The following is a 17,336-nucleotide window of genomic DNA, read 5'->3' as shown; positions in this document are numbered from 1 at the left end:
TCAGCGACCCCCTTCGGCTTCGGTCGAGACAGCGACGCTCGGAGCCGGATCGCGCTGGTCGATCGTGGTCAGCGTGTGCTCGACCGCCGGGTTGATCACGTCCAGCGCCGGTTTCGGGTAGACGCCGAGCAGCAGCAGCAGCGCGATCAGAGGTGTGACGACGACGAGTTCCCGGGGCGCCAGGTCGCGGATCCGGTGGGCGCCGTCGGCCAGATCGTCGGGCACCGGACCGGTCATCATCCGCTGGTACATCCACAGGATGTAGACCGCCGACAGCACCAGCGCGGTCGCGGCGATCACCGCGAGCACCGGATATCGCGTGAACGTGCCGATCAGCACCAGGAATTCACTGATGAACGGGGCCAGGCCGGGCAGGGACAGCGTGGCCAGCCCGGACACCAGGAAGGTGCCCGCCAGCACCGGCGCCACCTTCTGCACACCGCCGTAGGCGTCGATCAGGCGGGAACCGCGGCGCGACACCAGGAATCCCGCGATGAGGAACAGCGCCGCGGTGGAGATGCCGTGGTTGACCATGTACAGCGTCGACCCCGACTGACCCTGACTGGTCATCACGAAGATGCCGAGGATGATGAAGCCGAAGTGCGAGATCGACGTGTAGGCGATCAACCGCATGACGTCGGTCTGACCGATCGCCAGGATCGCGCCGTAGACGATGCCGATCACCGCCAGGGTGATCACCACGGGCCGGAACAGCGTCGACGCGTCGGGGAACAACTGCAGGCAGTAGCGCAGCATCCCGAAGGTGCCGACCTTGTCCATCACCGCCATCATCAGCACGGCACTGGCCGGCGTGGCCTGCACCGCCGCGTCGGGCAACCAGCGGTGGAACGGCCACAGGGGCGCCTTGACGGCGAAGGCGAACATGAACCCCAGGAACAGCAGGTTCAGTACCGCGGCGCTGGGGGCGAACTCGCCGGACGACACCGCGGCGACGATGGCGCGGAAGTCGAAGGTGCCCGCGTCGAAGGCGTCGCTGCCCGCGGTCGCCACGTAAAGACCGATCACCGCGGCCAGCATGATCAGCCCGCCGAACAGGTTGTACAGCAGGAACCGCACCGCCGCCCCGGAGCGGTTCTCGCCGCCGAAGCCGCCGATCAGGAAGTACATCGGGATCAGCATCGCCTCGAAGAACACGTAGAACAGCAGCACGTCGAGCGCGACCAGCGACATGAAGACCATGCCCTCGACGGCCAGGGTCAACGCGAGGTAGGTGTGCACCGAGCGGCGTTGCGCGCCCGCGTCGTTCCAGCCGGCGACGATCAGTAGCGGCACCAGCACCGCGGTCAGCACCACGAGGGCCAGCGCGATGCCGTCGACGCCGAGGATGTATCCGGTGCCGAACGACGGGATCCACCGGCGTGATTCGACGAACTGGTACTGCGCGCCGGCCGGATCGAAGCGGACCGCGATCACGGCGGTCAACACCAGCGCGGCCACCGCGACGGCCAGCGCCACCCACTTGGCCAGCGTCCTGCGGGTCGCAGGCACCAGCATCACGGCGCCCGCGCCCAGGATCGGCACCGCCCACAGCGCGCTCAGCCACGGAAAGGCGCTCACCAGACCCGCACCGCCATGATCATGCCGATCACCAGGGCCGCGCCGGCGAGCATCGACAGCGCATACGATCGCGCGAATCCGGTCTGCCACTGCCGCAGTGCATCCGAGGTCCTGCCGACCCCGGCGGCCAATCCCGTGGCGGCGCCGTCGACGCCCCTGTCGTCGACGTCGACCATCGCCCGGGTCACCACCTGTCCACCGCGCATGAACACCGCCTCGTTGACGGCGTCGCCGTAGAGATCACGCCGGGCCGCCACGGTGAGAGCCGATCCGGCAGGCGCTTCCGCGGGCACCGGCCGGGTGCCGTAGGCGCGCACGGCCACCGCGATACCAACGGCCACCACGCCGAGGATGATCGAGGTGACCACCCACACCGGTGCCACGTGATGGATCTCGTGGCTGCCCACGACGGGTTCGAGCCAGTGTTCGAGCGTGCCGCCGATCGCGAACAGCGCGCCGGAGCCCACCGAACCGACCGCGAGCAGGATCATCGGCCACGTCATCACCTTCGGCGCCTCGTGCGGATGGGCGTGGGCCGCCCAGCGCCGCTCACCGAAGAACGTCATCAGCATCACCCGGGTCATGTAGAACGCTGTGATTCCTGCGCCGAGGATCGCCGTGCCACCCAGGATGATGCCCTTGGCGCCGCCCGCACCGAGGGCGGCCTCGATGATGCCGTCCTTGGAGAAGAACCCGGCCAGCGGCGGGATCCCGATGATGGCCAGGTATCCCAGCCCGAAGGTCGCGAAGGTGATGGGCAAGGCGGTGCGCAGCCCGCCGTAGCGGCGCATGTCCACCTCGTCGTCCATGGCGTGCATCACCGAACCGGCGCCAAGGAACAGCCCGGCCTTGAAGAAGCCGTGGGTGAGCAGGTGCATGATCGCGAACGCGTACCCGGCGGGACCGAGTCCGGCGGCGAGCACCATGTAGCCGATCTGGCTCATCGTCGACGCGGCGAGCGCCTTCTTGATGTCGTCCTTCGCGCAGCCGATGATCGCGCCGAAGAGCAGGGTGATCGCGCCGACGATCACCACGCCGAGTTGTGCGGTGGGGGCGAGGTCGAAGATGGGTCCGGACCGCACGATCAGGTACACACCCGCGGTGACCATGGTGGCGGCGTGGATCAGCGCTGACACCGGGGTGGGGCCCTCCATGGCGTCACCGAGCCAGGACTGCAGCGGCACCTGGGCGGATTTGCCGCACGCGCCGAGCAGCAGCATCAGCCCTACGGCGGTGAGCATGCCGTCACCGAGTTCCTCGGCGCCCGCGAACACCGTCGCGAACGAGACCGAGCCGACGGTGGCGAACATGATCATCAGCGCGATCGCAAGGCCCATGTCGCCGACCCGGTTGACCACGAACGCCTTCTTGGCCGCGGCGGCCGCCGAGGGCTTGTGCGACCAGAATCCGATGAGCAGATACGACGCCAGACCGACGCCCTCCCAGCCCATGTAGAGCCCGAGGTAGTTGTCGGCGAGCACCAGCAGCAGCATGGCGGCCAGGAACAGGTTCAGGTACGCGAAAAATCGGCGCCGTTGCGGGTCCTCGGCCATGTAGCCGATGGAGTAGACGTGGATCAACGAGCCGACGCCGGTGATCAGCAGCACGAAACACATCGACAGCTGGTCGAGCTGCAGCCCGAAGTCGACCTGCAGGCCGGCGACGGGCACCCAGGAGTACAGCGTCTCGACCACCGCGCGGTCCTCGGCGCCCCGGCCGAGCATGCCGGCGAACAACACGGCGCCGACGGCGAAGGATGCGATCGACGCCGCGCAACCCAGTAGATGTCCCCACCGGTCGGTGCGCCTGCCGGACAGCAACAGAACCGCGGCGCCCGCCAACGGGAGGGCGATGAGCAGCCATACCGGAAGTGTCATGGCGGGCCTAGTTCTTCAGCAGACTGGCGTCGTCGACCGAGGCCGAGCGGCGGGAGCGGAAGATGGTCATGATGATCGCCAGGCCGATCACCACCTCGCAGGCCGCGACCACCATGGTGAAGAACGCCACCACCTGGCCGTCGAGGTGGCCGTGCATCCGGGAGAACGCGACGAACGCGAGGTTCGCGGCATTGAGCATCAGCTCCACGCACATGAACATGACGATCGCGTTGCGGCGCAACAGCACTCCGGATGCGCCGATCGTGAACAGCAGCGCCGACAGGTACAGGTAGTTGTCGGGGTTCATCGACGACCGTTCCTGCCGTTGGCGTGACCGTTCCTGCCGTTGCCGTCGACCGGTGCGTCGTCCATCGTGGGCACGGGGCGCCGCTGCAGGATCGCGCTGACCGACGATTCGGAGGCCGAGCCGTCCGGCAGCCGGCCCGGCATGTCGACGGCGTTGTGCCGGGCGTACACGCCGGGGTTGGGCATCGGCGTCGCGTGCCCGCCGGTCTGGAAGCGTTCGATCGCCAGCTCGCGCTGGGTTTTCCGATGCTCGAAGCGCTCGCGGTGGGCCAGCACCATGGCGCCGAGCGCCGCGGTGATGAGCAGCGCGCCGGTCAGTTCGAAGGCCCACAGGTAGCGGGTGAAGATCAGGGCGGCCAGCCCCTCCACGTTGCCGCCCGCGTTGGCTTCGGCCAAGGATCCTGCGGATTGGCCCGACGACTCGGTGAGTCCGGCGAACCCGGTGGTCGACACGCTGCCGATGCCTGCGATGAGCAGGACACCGAAGCCTAGTCCGACCGCGATCGCCGCGACCCGTTGTCCACGAAGCGTTTCCACCAGCGACTCGGACAGGTCGACGCCGATCAGCATCAGCACGAACAGGAACAGCATCATCACCGCACCGGTGTAGACCACCACCTGCACGACGCCGAGGAACAGCGCGTCCTGGGCGATGTACAGCATGGCCAGCACGATCATCGTGCCTGCCAGGGACACCGCGGAGTAGACGGCTTTCGGTGCGGCCACCACCCCGACCGCGCCGATCACCGCGATCGTGCCGAGCACCCAGAACATGACGGCCTCGGTGGTGGTGGTGCGGGTGGCGCCCTCGGCGGCGAGCAGCATCACGGCATCGGTCACGTGGTGATCTCCGGGACGGGCGCGATCCGGCCGAGGTAGTAGTCGTCGTCGGTGGCGCCGGGAGCCATCGCGTGCGGCGGCGGCGTCATCCCGGGCTGCATCGGCGCAAGCAGCTTGTCCTTGCCCCAGATCAGATCGGCGCGGTTGTCGTCGGCCATCTCGTACTCGTTGGTCATCGTCAGCGCCCGGGTGGGGCACGCCTCGATGCACAGGCCGCACCCGATGCACCGCAGGTAGTTGATCTGGTACACCCGGCCGTACCGCTCACCCGGCGAGAACCGTTCGGCCTCGGTGTTGTCCGCGCCCTCCACGTAGATGGCGTCGGCGGGGCAGGCCCATGCGCACAGTTCGCAGCCGATGCACTTCTCGAGGCCGTCGGCGTAACGGTTGAGCTGGTGGCGGCCGTGATACCGCGGGGCGACCGGGCCGGGCTTCTCCGGATACTCCTCGGTGATCGGCTTCTTGAACATCGTCGTGAAGGTGACCGCGAATCCGGCGACGGCGTCCCAGAGCTTAGGCATCGGTCTTCTCCTTGGGTGTGGACTGGACCGTCGCTGCGGCACGTTCGTGGGGCAACGGCGGCACCGGGAACGAATCCGGGCCCGCGACCGGGTCGGCGACGAATCGTTCGGTGCCGGGCCGCTGCGCCCGCCACAGCGCCCTGGCGAGCAGCAGGGTGGCGATCGTGCCGCCGATGAGCAGGGCGGTCGCCCACGCCCCTTCGCCGTGCACGCGCAGGCTGTGGGCCGTGGCCACCACCATGATCCAGGCCAGCGACACCGGGATGAGCACCTTCCAGCCGATGGCCATGAACTGGTCGTAGCGCAGTCGCGGCAGCGTGCCTCGCAGCCAGATGTAGAGGAACAGGAAGGCCCACACCTTGGCGGTGAACCAGAGCAGGGGCCACCAGCCGGTGTTGGCGCCGTCCCAGATGCTGATCGGCCACGGGGCGTGCCAGCCGCCGAGGAACATCGTGGTGGCCAGCGCGGAGACGGTCGTCATGTTGACGTACTCGGCGAGCATGAACATGGCGAACTTCAGTGACGAGTACTCGGTGTGGAACCCGCCGACCAGTTCCCCCTCGGCCTCGGGCAGGTCGAACGGCGCCCGGTTCGTCTCGCCGACCATCGAGGTGACATAGACGAGAAATGAAGGCAGCAGCAGGAACACGAACCAGGTGCGGTCCTGGGCGGCCACGATGCCGGAGGTGGACATGGTGCCCGCGTAGAGGAACACCGCCGCGAACGACAGGGCCATCGCGATCTCGTAGGACACCACCTGGGCGCTCGATCGCAGTCCGCCCAGAAGCGGGTAGGTGGACCCGGATGCCCAGCCGGCCAACACGATTCCGTACACGCCGATCGAGGTGACGGCGAGGATGTAGAGCACCGCGACGGCCAGGTCGGTCAGTTGCAGGGCCGTGCGGTGGCCGAACACCGACACCGCTCCGCCCATCGGGATCACGGCGAAGGCGAGGAATGCGGGCACCGTCGCGATCACCGGCGCGAGCAGGTAGATCGGCTTGTCCACCCCGGCCGGGGTGAGGCCCTCCTTGAGCGCCAGCTTGATGCCGTCGGCGAGCGACTGCAGCAGGCCCTTCGGTCCGACCCGGTTGGGCCCGAAGCGCATCTGCATGCGGCCGAGCACCTTGCGTTCGATGAGGATCGCCGCCAGGACCGTCAGCAGGAGGAAGGCGAAGACGCCGACCGCCTTGGCGAGGATCAGCCACCACGGGTCGTGGCCGAACAGGGTCGGGTCGGGGTGGATCATCAGGTGGCCCGGCCGATCGTCACCACGGCGCCGGCGCCGACTCCGAGGCGCTGATGCAGGGGCGCGCCGGGGGAGTTCGCCGGCAGCCACACCACCCGGTCGTCCATGTCGGTGACGGCCAGCGGTAGCACGACGTCGCCGCGGTCGGTGCCCACGAGCACCGGATCGCCCTCGGCGCAGCCGATCTCGGCGGCGGTCGCGGCCGACATCCGGACCACGGGTGGGCGTGCGGTGCCGGCCAGGTGCGGTTCCCCGTCCTGCAGTCGGCCCGCGTCGAGCAGCATGCGCCAGCTGGCCAGCACCGCCTGCCCCGCTTCCGGTGCGGGGGAGGGCAGGGTGGCCTCGTCCGGACCGGCCGGCCGCGCGCCGGCCCACAGGCCGAGTTGCGCCATCTCTTCCGCGGCGGCCTCCGCCGTGGGTAGTCCGAGGTCGACACCCATCTCGTCGGCGAGGATGTGCAGCACCCTGCGGTCGGCGTTCGCGTTGGTCGGCAGCGCGGCGGGGAACGGACGTTGCCGCCCTTCCCAGTTGACGAACGAGCCCGACTTCTCCACGACCGGGGCCACGGGGAAGACCACGTCGGCGATCGCGGTGACCGCGCTCTCACGCAGTTCGAGACTCACCACGAACGGTGCGGCGCGCAGGGCCGCCATGGCGGCGTCCGGGTCGGGCAGGTCGGCCACCTCGACGCCGCCGACGAGGACGGCGCCCAGACCGCCCGCGCCCGCCGCATCGAGGATCGCCGTTGTGTCGCGTCCGGTCGCGGCGGGCAGTGCGGAGATGTTCCATGCCGCCGCCGTCTGTGCCCGCGCCTGCGGGTCGTCGACCGGACGCCCGCCGGGGAGCAGGTTGGGCAGCGCTCCCGCCTCGACGGCGCCGCGTTCGCCGGCCCGACGCGGAATCCACGCCAGCCGCGCCCCGGTGGCGGAGGCCAGCCTGGTCGCCGCGGACAGCGCCCCTTGCGCCGCCGCCAGGCGCTCCCCGACCAGGATCAGCGCTCCGGGCATCCGCAGCAGCGGTTCGTCGGTCAACGCGTCGAGGGCGGCGGCCTCGGCACCCGGGCCGGTCCGGATCAGCCGGCCGGACATCTTGGTGAGCGCGCGTGTCGCGTAGGGGGCGATGGAGAGGACCTGCAGACCGTTCTTGCGTGCCGCCTTGCGGAGCCGCAGGTACACGATCGGCGACTCCTCCTCGGGCTCGAGGCCGGCGAGCAGGACGGCGGGCGCGTTCTCCAGATCGGCGTACCGCACGGTGCGCGGCGCTCCGGCCACGTGGGCGGCCAGGAAGCGGGCCTCCTCGTCGCTGTGCGGCCGGGCGCGGAAGTCGATGTCGTTGGTGTCGAGCACCATTCGCGCGAATTTCGTGTAGGCGTAGGCGTCCTCGGCGGTGACGCGGCCGCCGACGAGCACGCCTGTCGCGCCGGTCGCCCGGGCCAGTCCGGCCCCCGCCACACCCAGCGCCTCGGACCATGACGCAGGCCGCAGCGTGCCGTCGGGGTCCCGGAGCAGCGGTGTGGTGATGCGGTCGCCGAGGCCGGTGTAGGTGAAGGCCCACCTGCCCTTGTCGCAGTTCCACTCCTCGTTGACCTCGGGATCGTCACCGGCCAACCGGCGCAACACCTTCCCGCGCCGGTGGTCGGTGCGCTGCGCACAACCGGAGGCACAGTGCTCGCACACGCTCGGCGTGGACACCAGGTCGAACGGACGTGCCCGGAACCGGTATGCGGTGCCGGTGAGCGCGCCGACCGGACAGATCTGCACGGTGTTGCCCGAGAAGTAGGAGGCGAACGGTTCGCCGGGAGCGATGCCGACCTGTTGCAGCGCACCGCGTTCCAGCAGGTCGATGAACGGGTCGCCGGCGATCTGCTCGGAGAACCGGGTGCAGCGGGCGCACAGCACGCAGCGTTCCCGGTCCAGCAGCACCTGGGCGGAGATGTTGATGGGCTTGGGGAAGGTGCGTTTGACGTCGGTGAACCGGGTCTCGGCGCGGCCGTTGGACATCGCCTGGTTCTGCAGCGGGCATTCGCCGCCCTTGTCGCAGACCGGGCAGTCCAGCGGGTGGTTGATCAACAGCAGTTCCATCACCCCGCGCTGCGCCTTGTCGGCGACCTCGGAACTGAACTGCGTGCTCACCACCATGTCCGGACTCACCGTGGTGGTGCACGACGCCATCGGCTTGCGCTGGCCCTCCACCTCGACCAGGCACTGCCGGCATGCGCCGACGGGATCGAGCAGCGGGTGGTCGCAGAACCGCGGGATCTGGATGCCCATCAGCTCGGCGGCCCGGATCACCAGCGTGCCCTTGGGCACGCTGACCTCGGCGCCGTCGATCGTCAGCGTGACCATCTCGACCGGCGGCACCTCGGTGCCGGGTTCGGCGGTCTGCGTCATACTCCCACCCCCTCGGCGGCCAGCAGTGTGGAGGCGTGCGGATCGAACGGGCACCCAGGTGAGGCCGGGTCGAGGTGGGCCAGGTACTCGTCGCGGAAGTACTTGATGGACGAGATGATCGGACTGGCCGCGCCGTCCCCCAACGCGCAGAACGACTTCCCGAGGATGGCGTCGGAGATGTCGAGCAGCTTGTCGACGTCCTCAGCAACCGCCTGCCCGCTCTCCAGCCGGGCGTAGATCTGGGTGAGCCAGTAGGTGCCCTCGCGGCACGGCGTGCACTTGCCGCAGGATTCGTGGGCGTAGAACTCCGTCCAGCGCCGCACCGCGCGCACCACGCAGGTGGTCTCGTCGAAGATCTGCAGCGCCTTGGTGCCGAGCATCGATCCGGCCTTCGCCACACCCTCGTAATCCAGTGGCACGTCGAGGTGTTCGTCGGTGAGCAGCGGCGTCGACGACCCGCCGGGGGTCCAGAACTTGAGCGTGTGTCCCGCCCGCACACCGCCCGCGTAGTCGAGCAGTTCGCGCAGGGTGATGCCGAGCGGCGCCTCGTACTGTCCGGGCCTGGTCACGTGGCCGGACAGCGAGTAGAGCGTGAAGCCCGGGGACTTCTCCGAACCCATCGAGCGGAACCAGTCGATGCCGTTGAGCAGGATCGGCGGGACGCTGGCGATGGACTCGACGTTGTTGACCACCGTGGGGCAGGCGTACAGGCCGGCCACCGCGGGGAACGGCGGCCGCAACCGGGGCTGGCCGCGGCGGCCTTCCAGCGAGTCCAGCAGCGCGGTCTCCTCGCCACAGATGTAGGCGCCCGCGCCGGCGTGCACGATCAGTTCGAGGTCGTAACCGGAGCCGCCGATGTCGCTGCCGAGGTATCCGGCTTCGTAGGCCTCGGCGACGGCGGCCTGCAGGCGGCGCAGCACGGGCACCACCTCGCCGCGCACGTAGATGAACGCGTGGTGGGCCCGGATGGCGTAGGCGGCGATGATCGCTCCCTCGACCAGGAAGTGCGGCGTGGTCATCATCAGCGGGATGTCCTTGCACGTGCCGGGTTCGGACTCGTCGGCGTTGATGACCAGGTAGTGCGGTTTGGCGCCGGCGCCGGTGTCGTCCTGCGGGATGAAGGACCACTTGGTGCCGGTCGGGAAGCCTGCTCCGCCGCGCCCGCGCAGCCCGGAGTCCTTCACCAGCGCGATCACGTCGTCGGGCGCCATGCGCAGCGCGCGGTCCAGTGCGCGGTATCCGTCGTGCCGGCGGTAGGTCTCCATCGACCACGGCTGCGGCTCGTCCCAGAACCGGCTCAGCACCGGCGTCAGGCCCGTCATGCGTCGGACTCCGTTGCGCGCGGCGTGGTTTCGGCGGTATTGGATTCGGCGGGCACGGTGGCCGACGGCGCGGGCGCGGGTTCGTCGCGGGTGGTCTCCACGGCGTCCGGCGCGGCGGCGGACCCGGCGGCACCGGTGGGTGGCCGGTCCTCGGCGGCGGTCGGCGCGGGGGCCGTCATGGCGTGCTCGTGCGCGACGTGCAGACCGGCGAGGGTGGCGGCGCCTGCCGCTCCCGCGGCGGCCCGCGGTTCCCCGAGTCCGGCGAGCGTGCGGGCGGTTTCGCGGAAGGTGCACAGCGGCGCGCCGCGCGTCGGCTCGGGCGGTGTGCCCGACCGCAACCCGTCCACCATCTCGCGTGCCGACGACGGGGTCTGGTTGTCGAAGAACTCCCAGTTGACCATCACCACCGGTGCGTAGTCGCAGGCCGCGTTGCACTCGATGTGCTCCAGGGTGACGCGGCCGTCCCCGGTGGTCTCACCGGCGTGGATGTCCAGATGATCCTGCAGCGCCTCCAGGATCGCGTCGCCGCCCATGATCGCGCAGAGGGTGTTGGTGCACACGCCGACGAGGAAGTCGCCGGTGGGATTGCGCCGGTACATCGAGTAGAACGTGGCGACGGCGGTGACCTCGGCGGCGGTCAGGCCGATGTGCGCCGCGCAGAAGGCGATCCCGGCAGGGGTCAGGTAGCCGTCCTCGGCCTGCACCAGGTGCAGCAGCGGTAGGAGTGCCGAGCGGGACTGCGGATACTTCGCGACGATCGCTGCCGCGTCCGCGGTCAGCCTCTCCGCCACGTCGGGCGGATAGGCCGAGGCTCCGTGGATGGGCGGACCCGCTTCGTCGGGACGTTGACCGAGTTCCAGGAAGATCGTCACGGCCGCCTCCTCTTCGCGCAAGCGCTCATCACCGGTCCACCCCGCCCATCACCGGATCGATCGAGGCGACGGCCGAGATCGCGTCGGCCACCATGCCGCCCTCGCACATCGCCGCCACCGCTTGCAGGTTCGTGAACGACGGATCGCGGTAGTGCACCCGGTAGGGCCGTGTTCCGCCGTCGGACACCATGTGCACCCCGAGCTCGCCCCGCGGTGACTCCACCGCCGAGTACACCTGGCCTGCCGGTACCCGGATGCCTTCGGTGACGAGCTTGAAGTGGTGGATCAGCCCTTCCATCGAGTGGCCCATGATCTTCGCGATGTGCTCGGGAGAGTTGCCCAGCCCGTCGGGTCCGAGCTTCAGGTCGGCGGGCCAGGCCAGCTTCTTGTCGGTGATCATCACCGGACCCGGCCGCAGCTTGTCCAGGCACTGTTCGGCGATCTTGATCGACTCGCGCATCTCCTTGACCCGGATCAGGTAGCGGCCGTACGCGTCGCAGCCGTCGTCGGTGATCACGTCGAATTCGTAATTCTCGTAACCGCAGTACGGTTGGGCCCTGCGCAGGTCGTGCGGCAGCCCGGTGGACCGCAGCACCGGCCCGGTGATGCCCAGCGCCATGCAGCCGGCCAGGTCGAGGTAGCCGATGCCCTGTGTGCGGGCCTTCCAGATGTAGTTCTCGTTGAGCAGGTCCTCGAGATCCCGCAGCCGTCCGGGCAGCAGATCCAGCAGATCGCGGATCCTGGGCACGGCGTCGTCGGGCAGGTCGGCCGCCAGCCCGCCCGGCCGGATGTAGGCGTGGTTCATCCGCAGCCCGGTGATCAGCTCGAACACCGAGAGGATCTGTTCGCGCTCCCGAAAGCCGTAGAACATGGCGCTCATCGCACCCAGTTCCATGCCGCCGGTGGCCAGCGCCACCAGGTGCGACGAGATGCGGTTGAGCTCCATCAGCATCACGCGGATCACGCTGGCGCGCTCGGGCACCGCATCGGTGACGTCGAGCAGTTTCTCGACACCCAGGCAGTACGCGGTCTCGTTGAAGAACGGTGAGAGGTAGTCCATCCGGGTGACGAACGTGACGCCCTGAGTCCAGTTGCGGTACTCGAGGTTCTTCTCGATCCCGGTGTGCAGATAGCCGATGCCGCACCGCGCCGAGATGATCGTCTCGCCCTCGATCTCGAGGATGAGTCGCAGCACGCCGTGGGTGGACGGATGCTGCGGGCCCATGTTGACGACGATGCGCTCGCCGGACTGCGCCTTCGCCGCGGCGGCCACCACCTGGTTCCAGTCCTCACCGCCGACGACGACGACGGTGTCGGTGCCTGCCGCGGAACCACCGCCGTCGGTGGGCGGGTTCGGGGTCGTGGGCATCAGTGGTAGGCCCTCCGCTCGTCGGGCGGGGGGATCTCGGCGCCGTGGTACTCCACGGGAATCCCGCCCAACGGATAGTCCTTGCGCTGGGGATGTCCCACCCAGTCGTCGGGCATCTCGATACGGGTCAGCGAGGGGTGGCCGTCGAAGACGACGCCGAAGAAGTCGTACGTCTCGCGTTCGTGCCAGTCGGTTGTCGGGTAGATGCCGAAAAGTGAAGGGATGTGGGCATCGGCGTCGGGGGCGGCCACCTCCAGCCGGATGCGCCGGTTGTGGGTGATCGACATCAGCGGATACACCGCGTGCAGTTCGCGCCCGGCGTCGTCGGGGTAGTGCACGCCGCTGACGCCGAGGCACAACTCGAAACGCAGTGCGGCATCGTCACGCAACGCACGCGCCACCGCAGGTAGCTGCTCGCGTCGCACCTCGAGCGTCAGCTCGTCGCGATACACCACCACCCGCTCGACCGCCTCGGCGTACGCGTCCTCACCGAGGACGGCGATGAGGGCGTCGACGACGTCGTCGAAGTAGCCGCCGTAGGGGCGGGGGCTGCCACCGGGCAGGGCCACCGGGCGCACCAGCCGTCCGTAGCCAGATGTGTCGCCGGTGCCCTTGGCGCCGAACATGCCTCGGCGCACGCCGATCACCTCCGGCGTGGCGGCGCCGTCACCATTGGCAGCACCGTTGCCGTGCCCGTTGCCATTGGCGTCGCTCACCGCAGCAACCCCTTGAGCTCGATGGTCGGAGTCACCGCCAGGGCGGCCTCTTCGGCCGCGCGGATCGCCTCTTCCCGGTTGACGCCGAGCGGCATCTGCTGAATTTTGTCGTGCAGCTTGAGGATTGCGTGCAGCAGCATCTCCGGACGCGGTGGGCAGCCGGGGAGGTAGATGTCCACGGGCACCACGTGGTCGACGCCCTGGACCACCGCGTAGTTGTTGAACATCCCGCCGGACGAGGCGCACACCCCCATGGCCAGCACCCACTTGGGTTCGGCCATCTGGTCGTAGATCTGCCGCAGCACCGGCGCCATCTTCTGGCTGACCCGGCCCGCAACGATCATCAGGTCGGCCTGTCGCGGCGTCGCCGAGAACCGTTCCATCCCGAAGCGGGAGATGTCGAACCGCGGGCCGGCGGTCGACATCATCTCGATGGCGCAGCACGCCAGGCCGAACGTGGCGGGCCACAGCGAGCCCTTGCGGACGTAGCCGGCGACCTTCTCGACGGTGGACAGCAGGATCCCGCCCGGCAGCCGTTCTTCTAGTCCCAATTCAGGCCTCCCCGCCGCCATACGTAGGCATAGGCCACGAAGACGGTGAGCATGAACAGCAGCATCTCGACCAGCGCGAACAATCCCAGACTGTCGAAGGCCACCGCCCACGGGTAGAGGAACACGATCTCGATGTCGAAGACGATGAACAACATCGCGGTCAGGTAGTACCTGATCGGGATCCGCTGGACGGTCGCCGACCGCGACCCGCCTTTGTGCAGGCCGACGGCCCGCGGCTCGAACGGCGGCGCCAGCGGTTCGATACCGCACTCATAGGCCTCGAGCTTGGCCCGGTTGTACCGCCTCGGGCCGATGACCATGGAGATCACCACCGATACCACCGCGAAGGCGGCCGCGATCGCCCCCAAGACCAGGATCGGTGTGTACAAATCCATACCGCGCAAGCGCTCCCTCGTGGCTGTCGATGTGAGCTAACCCACAGCCTAGCCATGTTTGCGATCCGCGCCACACGTTTTGGTTAGTATCGGTATCCAATGGGTGGGCGCGCCGCAGCGCTCATGTCTTCGCGCTCAAGGTCCAAGAGCGCCAATTCTTTTGATGTTCGGTCGGTGCCGGTTCACTGCACCGGTGTGCGCAGCAGCGAGACCACCGCGTCACCGAGCCGGATCGGGTCGATGGGATGGGGGACCGCAGCCTCGGCCCGCGACCAGTTGGCCAGCCAGGCGTCGTCTGGACGCCCGGTCAGCACCAGGACGGGCGGACAGTCGTCGATCTCGTCCTTGAGCTGCTTGGCGATGCCCAGGCCGCCGGTCGGACTGGCCTCGCCGTCGAGGATCACCAGGTCGAAACCGCCGGCGTCCATGTGCTTGATCACCATGGGCCCGGTCGCGACGTCGACGTAGGACAGTTCGGGCAGTTCCGGGTGGATCCGCCGGCCCAGGGCCAGCTGCACGGCCTCACGGGTGCGCGGGTTGTCGCTGTACACCAGGATCCGCAGCGGGCGGGACGGCTCGGCCATGCGCGAGATGCTACCGATTCCGCCGACGCCGGCAGTGGGGTCGGCGAATCAGAAAGCGTTGCGGCGTGTTTGGGTCGTCAGGTGGTGGCTCGGCGGAACACCAGATCAGCTGACACGCCGGACTTGGGTCCCATCATCCCGATCAGGTTGCCGTCGACCCCGAACTCCGTGCGGTCGATGGTGGTCTCACCGGAGATCCGGATCGCGCCGTCGTCGAGCACCCGCACGACGGCAGGCAGCTCGATCGGCCGGGTGACCCCCTTGATGCGCAGTTCGGCGCGCAGTTCGGCACGGTCGGTCTCGCGTGGTTCGGCGGCCGTCACGACCACGCTGATCTCGGGGTGGGCCTCGACGTCGAAGAACTCGTCGGACCGCAGGTGCGCGTCGCGTTTACCGATACCGGTGCTCAGTGAGGCCGCGCGCACGTCGACCCTGCCGAACACCGCACCCGATTCGGTGATCTGCCCGTCGCCGCTGAAGTCGCTGAACGACCCCTTCACCTTCGCGGCGCCCCAGAACGTCCGATTGCTGAAACCGATCCGGGACCGGTCCGGCTCCAGGGTCCACACGCCCACCGCCTGCCGGCTGGCGAGCAGTTCTGCCAGGCTGGCCATCATCACCTCCGTGGTTGCTGATCGAGCAGCGGCGCCCCGGCTTCGATCGCCGTGAAGAGCCGGTCGGCCACGTCGTCGGCAGCCTGAAGCGGTGCCGGTGCCATGGCGACCTCCTCGTCGTGGGACTTGACCTCAATGATTATTGAGGTTTCACACTGCAGTCACAAGCAGGATTCCGCATCAGAGGAGGCCAGGCAATGCCCGACGTGACACCCACCAGGTCCGTGTTCGACGACGCCTACCGGTCGGGGACCCCGCCGTGGGTGATCGACGGCCCGCAGCCCGCGGTCGTCGAGCTGGAACGACGGGGACTCATCCGGGGGCAGGTCCTCGACGCCGGGTGCGGCGCCGGTGAGCACACGATCCTGCTGGCCGGCCTCGGCTACGACGTGATCGGGATCGACTTCTCGCCCCACGCGGTGCGCACGGCCAGTGACAACGCAGCGGCCAGGGGCGTGAGCGCGCGGTTCGAGGTGGCCGATGCGCTGGAACTCGACGGGCGGCAGCAGTACGACGCCATCGTCGACAGCGCACTGTTCCACGTGTTCGACGTGGCCGACCGCGCCCGCTACGTCGCCGCGTTGCACCGGGCGTGCCGTCCCGACGGGCTGGTGCACGTGCTCGCGCTGTCGGACGCCGGTCGCGGGTTCGGGCCGCAGGTCAGTGAGGCCGACATCCGTGGCGCATTCGCCGGCGGCTGGACACTCGAGGCGCTGGACACCGCGACCTACCACGGCGTGGTCGGCCAGGCGCAGAGCGAGGCGTACGGCCTGCCGGTGGGCACCCGGGTCGAGGAGCCGGCCTGGTTGGCGACCGTGCGTCACGTCGCGTCGTAGCCGGGATGGGCGATGGTGAGGCGGTGCCGCACGAGCACCCGCAGCGCGGCCAGCAACTCGGCGGGCCGGTCGTCGACCTCGCCTGCCCGGATGCCTGCAGCCAGGTGCGCTTCGTCGTCGTAGCCGAGGTCACGCACCGCTGCGGTGACGTCGGCCGCCGAAGGATCGAGCAGTTCGCGTTCGACGGTGCGCAGCACGTTCGCCGCCACCCGGGCATGGAAGCCGACCTGCCCCTCGGTGGCCGCGCGCACGTCGTGCTCGAGGAATTCCGCGACGGCGGCGACGAGTTCGGCGGCGGTGGGACGGCCGTGCAGCGGTGCGTCGGGCATCACCGCGGCCCCCTTCCCTCGAGCAGCTCCAGCAGGTCCCACTCGGTCTCGCAGACACGCCTGCCGATGGCGGCGAGCTCGACCGACCTGGTCTGTCCGCTGAGATGCCGCTCGGCCTGGAAGCGGCAGATCACGCCCCAGCGCAGTGTCGCCACCGCCAGCCACCACCGGAAAGCCGCACGGTCGATCTGAGCTCCGCCCGCGGCCTCGTACTCCGACAGGAACGTCTCGACGCTGCCCAGTCCGCCCGCGCCGAGGTGTTCCGGCGCGCCGAACCGCCAGGCGCGGATGCAGAACCAGGCAAGATCCTCGTGCACCTCGCCGATGTGGACGAGTTCCCAGTCCAGCACGGCGGCCAGCCCGTGGTCGTCGACGATCAGGTTGCCCATCCGGAAGTCGCCGTGCACCAGCCGAGGTGGCGTCGGCGGCGGCCGGTTGGCCTCGAGCCAGCGGAACGCCCACTCGAACGTCGCGGTGGTATCGCCCATCTCGTCGAGCCGGTCACGCCATTCGGCCAGCGGGTCGGCCGGCGTCAGGCCGATGCCGTCGGGGTCCGCGCGATGGATCGCGGCCAGCGCCCGGGCGCACTGCCTCAGCAGCCGGTCGCGCCCGGTGTCGTCGAGGCCGCGGAAGATCCGCCGCACAATGGTCTCACCCGCGATGGCCCCGCAGATCAGATACGGATTGCCCAGCGCGGCAACCGAATTGTCCGCGGCGAGGATGTGAGGCACCGGTGCGCCTACGGCAGCCGCGCGCTGCTGCGCCCTGGCCTCCAGTTCCATGCCCGCGTGTACCTCGTCGGGCGGCCCGGTGCGCAGGATCAGCGCCTGCGGCCGGTCGGTGACCGCGTCGAACGACCAGGTGGTGCGGCTGGCGCCACCGGTGAGGCGGTGCAGATCGCGCACCGTCACCGTGTCGCCGAGCACCGGCCGCAGCACCGTGACGAGTGCGTCGGCCAGATCGGTGGTGACGTCGCCGCCCGCCATG

16 protein-coding genes and 2 pseudogenes are annotated in these 17,336 nt (G+C 69.3%); 1 reads left to right on the top strand and 17 read right to left on the bottom strand.

The window, feature by feature from the left end; all coding sequences use genetic code 11:
• The 15 genes and pseudogenes from AB0K11_RS01990 to AB0K11_RS01920 all read right to left on the bottom strand — a co-directional run bounded on the left by AB0K11_RS01990 (window position 1) and on the right by AB0K11_RS01920 (window position 15,184).
• The gene (locus AB0K11_RS01990; protein WP_364973630.1) at window positions 1–1,581 is read right to left on the bottom strand and encodes an NADH-quinone oxidoreductase subunit M; all 1,581 of its coding nucleotides are present in this window, start codon (window positions 1,579–1,581) and stop codon (window positions 1–3) included.
• Entirely contained in the window at window positions 1,575–3,455 is a 1,881-nt protein-coding gene (nuoL, locus tag AB0K11_RS01985) for an NADH-quinone oxidoreductase subunit L (protein WP_364971736.1), read from the bottom strand. The genes AB0K11_RS01990 and nuoL overlap by 7 nt, the downstream gene beginning before the upstream one ends.
• 7 nt (window positions 3,456–3,462) lie before the next feature.
• A complete protein-coding gene (nuoK, locus tag AB0K11_RS01980; RefSeq protein WP_364971735.1) occupies window positions 3,463–3,762 on the bottom strand; it encodes an NADH-quinone oxidoreductase subunit NuoK in 300 nt (99 codons plus the stop codon).
• Window positions 3,759–4,586, bottom strand: coding sequence for an NADH-quinone oxidoreductase subunit J (locus tag AB0K11_RS01975; RefSeq protein ID WP_364973627.1), 828 nt, complete (start codon window positions 4,584–4,586; stop codon window positions 3,759–3,761). Before AB0K11_RS01975 ends, nuoK begins: the two co-directional genes overlap by 4 nt.
• 11 nt (window positions 4,587–4,597) lie before the next feature.
• Window positions 4,598–5,186: pseudogene (gene nuoI / locus AB0K11_RS01970) on the bottom strand (NADH-quinone oxidoreductase subunit NuoI).
• A gap of 12 nt (window positions 5,187–5,198) precedes the next feature.
• A pseudogene (gene nuoH / locus AB0K11_RS01965) lies at window positions 5,199–6,371 on the bottom strand (NADH-quinone oxidoreductase subunit NuoH); the annotation flags it as partial.
• Window positions 6,371–8,761 carry an NADH-quinone oxidoreductase subunit G gene (locus AB0K11_RS01960; protein ID WP_364971734.1) on the bottom strand — a complete coding sequence of 797 codons (2,391 nt, stop codon included), beginning with the start codon at window positions 8,759–8,761 and terminating at the stop codon, window positions 6,371–6,373. The pseudogene nuoH and the gene AB0K11_RS01960, both read right to left, overlap by 1 nt.
• Window positions 8,758–10,083, bottom strand: a complete 1,326-nt coding sequence (nuoF, locus tag AB0K11_RS01955) for an NADH-quinone oxidoreductase subunit NuoF (protein WP_364971733.1) — start codon at window positions 10,081–10,083, stop codon at window positions 8,758–8,760. Before nuoF ends, AB0K11_RS01960 begins: the two co-directional genes overlap by 4 nt.
• Entirely contained in the window at window positions 10,080–10,955 is an 876-nt protein-coding gene (gene nuoE, locus AB0K11_RS01950) for an NADH-quinone oxidoreductase subunit NuoE (RefSeq protein WP_364971732.1), read from the bottom strand. Before nuoE ends, nuoF begins: the two co-directional genes overlap by 4 nt.
• Window positions 10,956–10,983: 28 nt before the next feature.
• Window positions 10,984–12,324 carry an NADH dehydrogenase (quinone) subunit D gene (gene nuoD / locus AB0K11_RS01945; RefSeq protein ID WP_364971731.1) on the bottom strand — a complete coding sequence of 447 codons (1,341 nt, stop codon included), beginning with the start codon at window positions 12,322–12,324 and terminating at the stop codon, window positions 10,984–10,986.
• A complete protein-coding gene (locus AB0K11_RS01940) occupies window positions 12,324–13,040 on the bottom strand; it encodes an NADH-quinone oxidoreductase subunit C (RefSeq protein ID WP_364971730.1) in 717 nt (238 codons plus the stop codon). Before AB0K11_RS01940 ends, nuoD begins: the two co-directional genes overlap by 1 nt.
• Window positions 13,037–13,591: an NADH-quinone oxidoreductase subunit B gene (locus AB0K11_RS01935; RefSeq protein ID WP_264012237.1), complete on the bottom strand. Its 555-nt coding sequence runs from the start codon at window positions 13,589–13,591 to the stop codon at window positions 13,037–13,039. The genes AB0K11_RS01940 and AB0K11_RS01935 overlap by 4 nt, the downstream gene beginning before the upstream one ends.
• On the bottom strand, window positions 13,582–13,986 hold the full coding sequence (locus AB0K11_RS01930) for an NADH-quinone oxidoreductase subunit A (RefSeq protein ID WP_364971729.1): 405 nt from the start codon (window positions 13,984–13,986) through the stop codon (window positions 13,582–13,584). The genes AB0K11_RS01935 and AB0K11_RS01930 overlap by 10 nt, the downstream gene beginning before the upstream one ends.
• Before the next feature lie 182 nt (window positions 13,987–14,168).
• On the bottom strand, window positions 14,169–14,570 hold the full coding sequence (locus AB0K11_RS01925; protein ID WP_264012235.1) for a hypothetical protein: 402 nt from the start codon (window positions 14,568–14,570) through the stop codon (window positions 14,169–14,171).
• 77 nt (window positions 14,571–14,647) lie between these two features.
• Entirely contained in the window at window positions 14,648–15,184 is a 537-nt protein-coding gene (locus AB0K11_RS01920) for a YceI family protein (protein WP_364971728.1), read from the bottom strand.
• Between the two features lie 197 nt (window positions 15,185–15,381).
• Between AB0K11_RS01920 and AB0K11_RS01915 the strand changes: the two genes are divergently transcribed.
• Entirely contained in the window at window positions 15,382–16,020 is a 639-nt protein-coding gene (locus AB0K11_RS01915; protein ID WP_364971726.1) for a class I SAM-dependent methyltransferase, read from the top strand.
• Here AB0K11_RS01915 and AB0K11_RS01910 read toward each other — a convergent pair.
• A complete protein-coding gene (locus tag AB0K11_RS01910) occupies window positions 16,005–16,349 on the bottom strand; it encodes a DUF6285 domain-containing protein (RefSeq protein ID WP_364971725.1) in 345 nt (114 codons plus the stop codon). The genes AB0K11_RS01915 and AB0K11_RS01910 overlap by 16 nt on opposite strands.
• On the bottom strand, window positions 16,349–17,335 hold the full coding sequence (locus AB0K11_RS01905) for a phosphotransferase family protein (RefSeq protein ID WP_364971724.1): 987 nt from the start codon (window positions 17,333–17,335) through the stop codon (window positions 16,349–16,351). The genes AB0K11_RS01910 and AB0K11_RS01905 overlap by 1 nt, the downstream gene beginning before the upstream one ends.
• Window position 17,336 lies beyond the last annotated feature (1 nt).

The organism is Mycobacterium sp. NPDC050551 (assembly GCF_040674075.1).
In the GTDB taxonomy this organism is placed as follows: domain Bacteria; phylum Actinomycetota; class Actinomycetes; order Mycobacteriales; family Mycobacteriaceae; genus Mycobacterium.
The sequence above is the reverse complement of the archived record's forward strand: the minus strand, read 5'-3'. Positions and strand labels throughout refer to the sequence as shown.

What these genes read in the sequence shown, in the direction of transcription:
- nuoL (WP_364971736.1), bottom strand. Translation starts at nt 3,455, where the DNA reads ATGACACTTCCGGTATGGCTGCTCATCGCCCTCCCGTTGGCGGGCGCC.
- nuoK (WP_364971735.1), bottom strand. Translation starts at nt 3,762, where the DNA reads ATGAACCCCGACAACTACCTGTACCTGTCGGCGCTGCTGTTCACGATC.
- AB0K11_RS01975 (WP_364973627.1), bottom strand. Translation starts at nt 4,586, where the DNA reads ATGCTGCTCGCCGCCGAGGGCGCCACCCGCACCACCACCACCGAGGCC.
- AB0K11_RS01960 (WP_364971734.1), bottom strand. Translation starts at nt 8,761, where the DNA reads ATGACGCAGACCGCCGAACCCGGCACCGAGGTGCCGCCGGTCGAGATG.
- nuoF (WP_364971733.1), bottom strand. Translation starts at nt 10,083, where the DNA reads ATGACGGGCCTGACGCCGGTGCTGAGCCGGTTCTGGGACGAGCCGCAG.
- nuoD (WP_364971731.1), bottom strand. Translation starts at nt 12,324, where the DNA reads ATGCCCACGACCCCGAACCCGCCCACCGACGGCGGTGGTTCCGCGGCA.
- AB0K11_RS01930 (WP_364971729.1), bottom strand. Translation starts at nt 13,986, where the DNA reads ATGGATTTGTACACACCGATCCTGGTCTTGGGGGCGATCGCGGCCGCC.
- AB0K11_RS01925 (WP_264012235.1), bottom strand. Translation starts at nt 14,570, where the DNA reads ATGGCCGAGCCGTCCCGCCCGCTGCGGATCCTGGTGTACAGCGACAAC.
- AB0K11_RS01920 (WP_364971728.1), bottom strand. Translation starts at nt 15,184, where the DNA reads ATGGCCAGCCTGGCAGAACTGCTCGCCAGCCGGCAGGCGGTGGGCGTG.
- AB0K11_RS01915 (WP_364971726.1), top strand. Translation starts at nt 15,382, where the DNA reads ATGCCCGACGTGACACCCACCAGGTCCGTGTTCGACGACGCCTACCGG.
- AB0K11_RS01910 (WP_364971725.1), bottom strand. Translation starts at nt 16,349, where the DNA reads ATGCCCGACGCACCGCTGCACGGCCGTCCCACCGCCGCCGAACTCGTC.
- AB0K11_RS01905 (WP_364971724.1), bottom strand. Translation starts at nt 17,335, where the DNA reads ATGGCGGGCGGCGACGTCACCACCGATCTGGCCGACGCACTCGTCACG.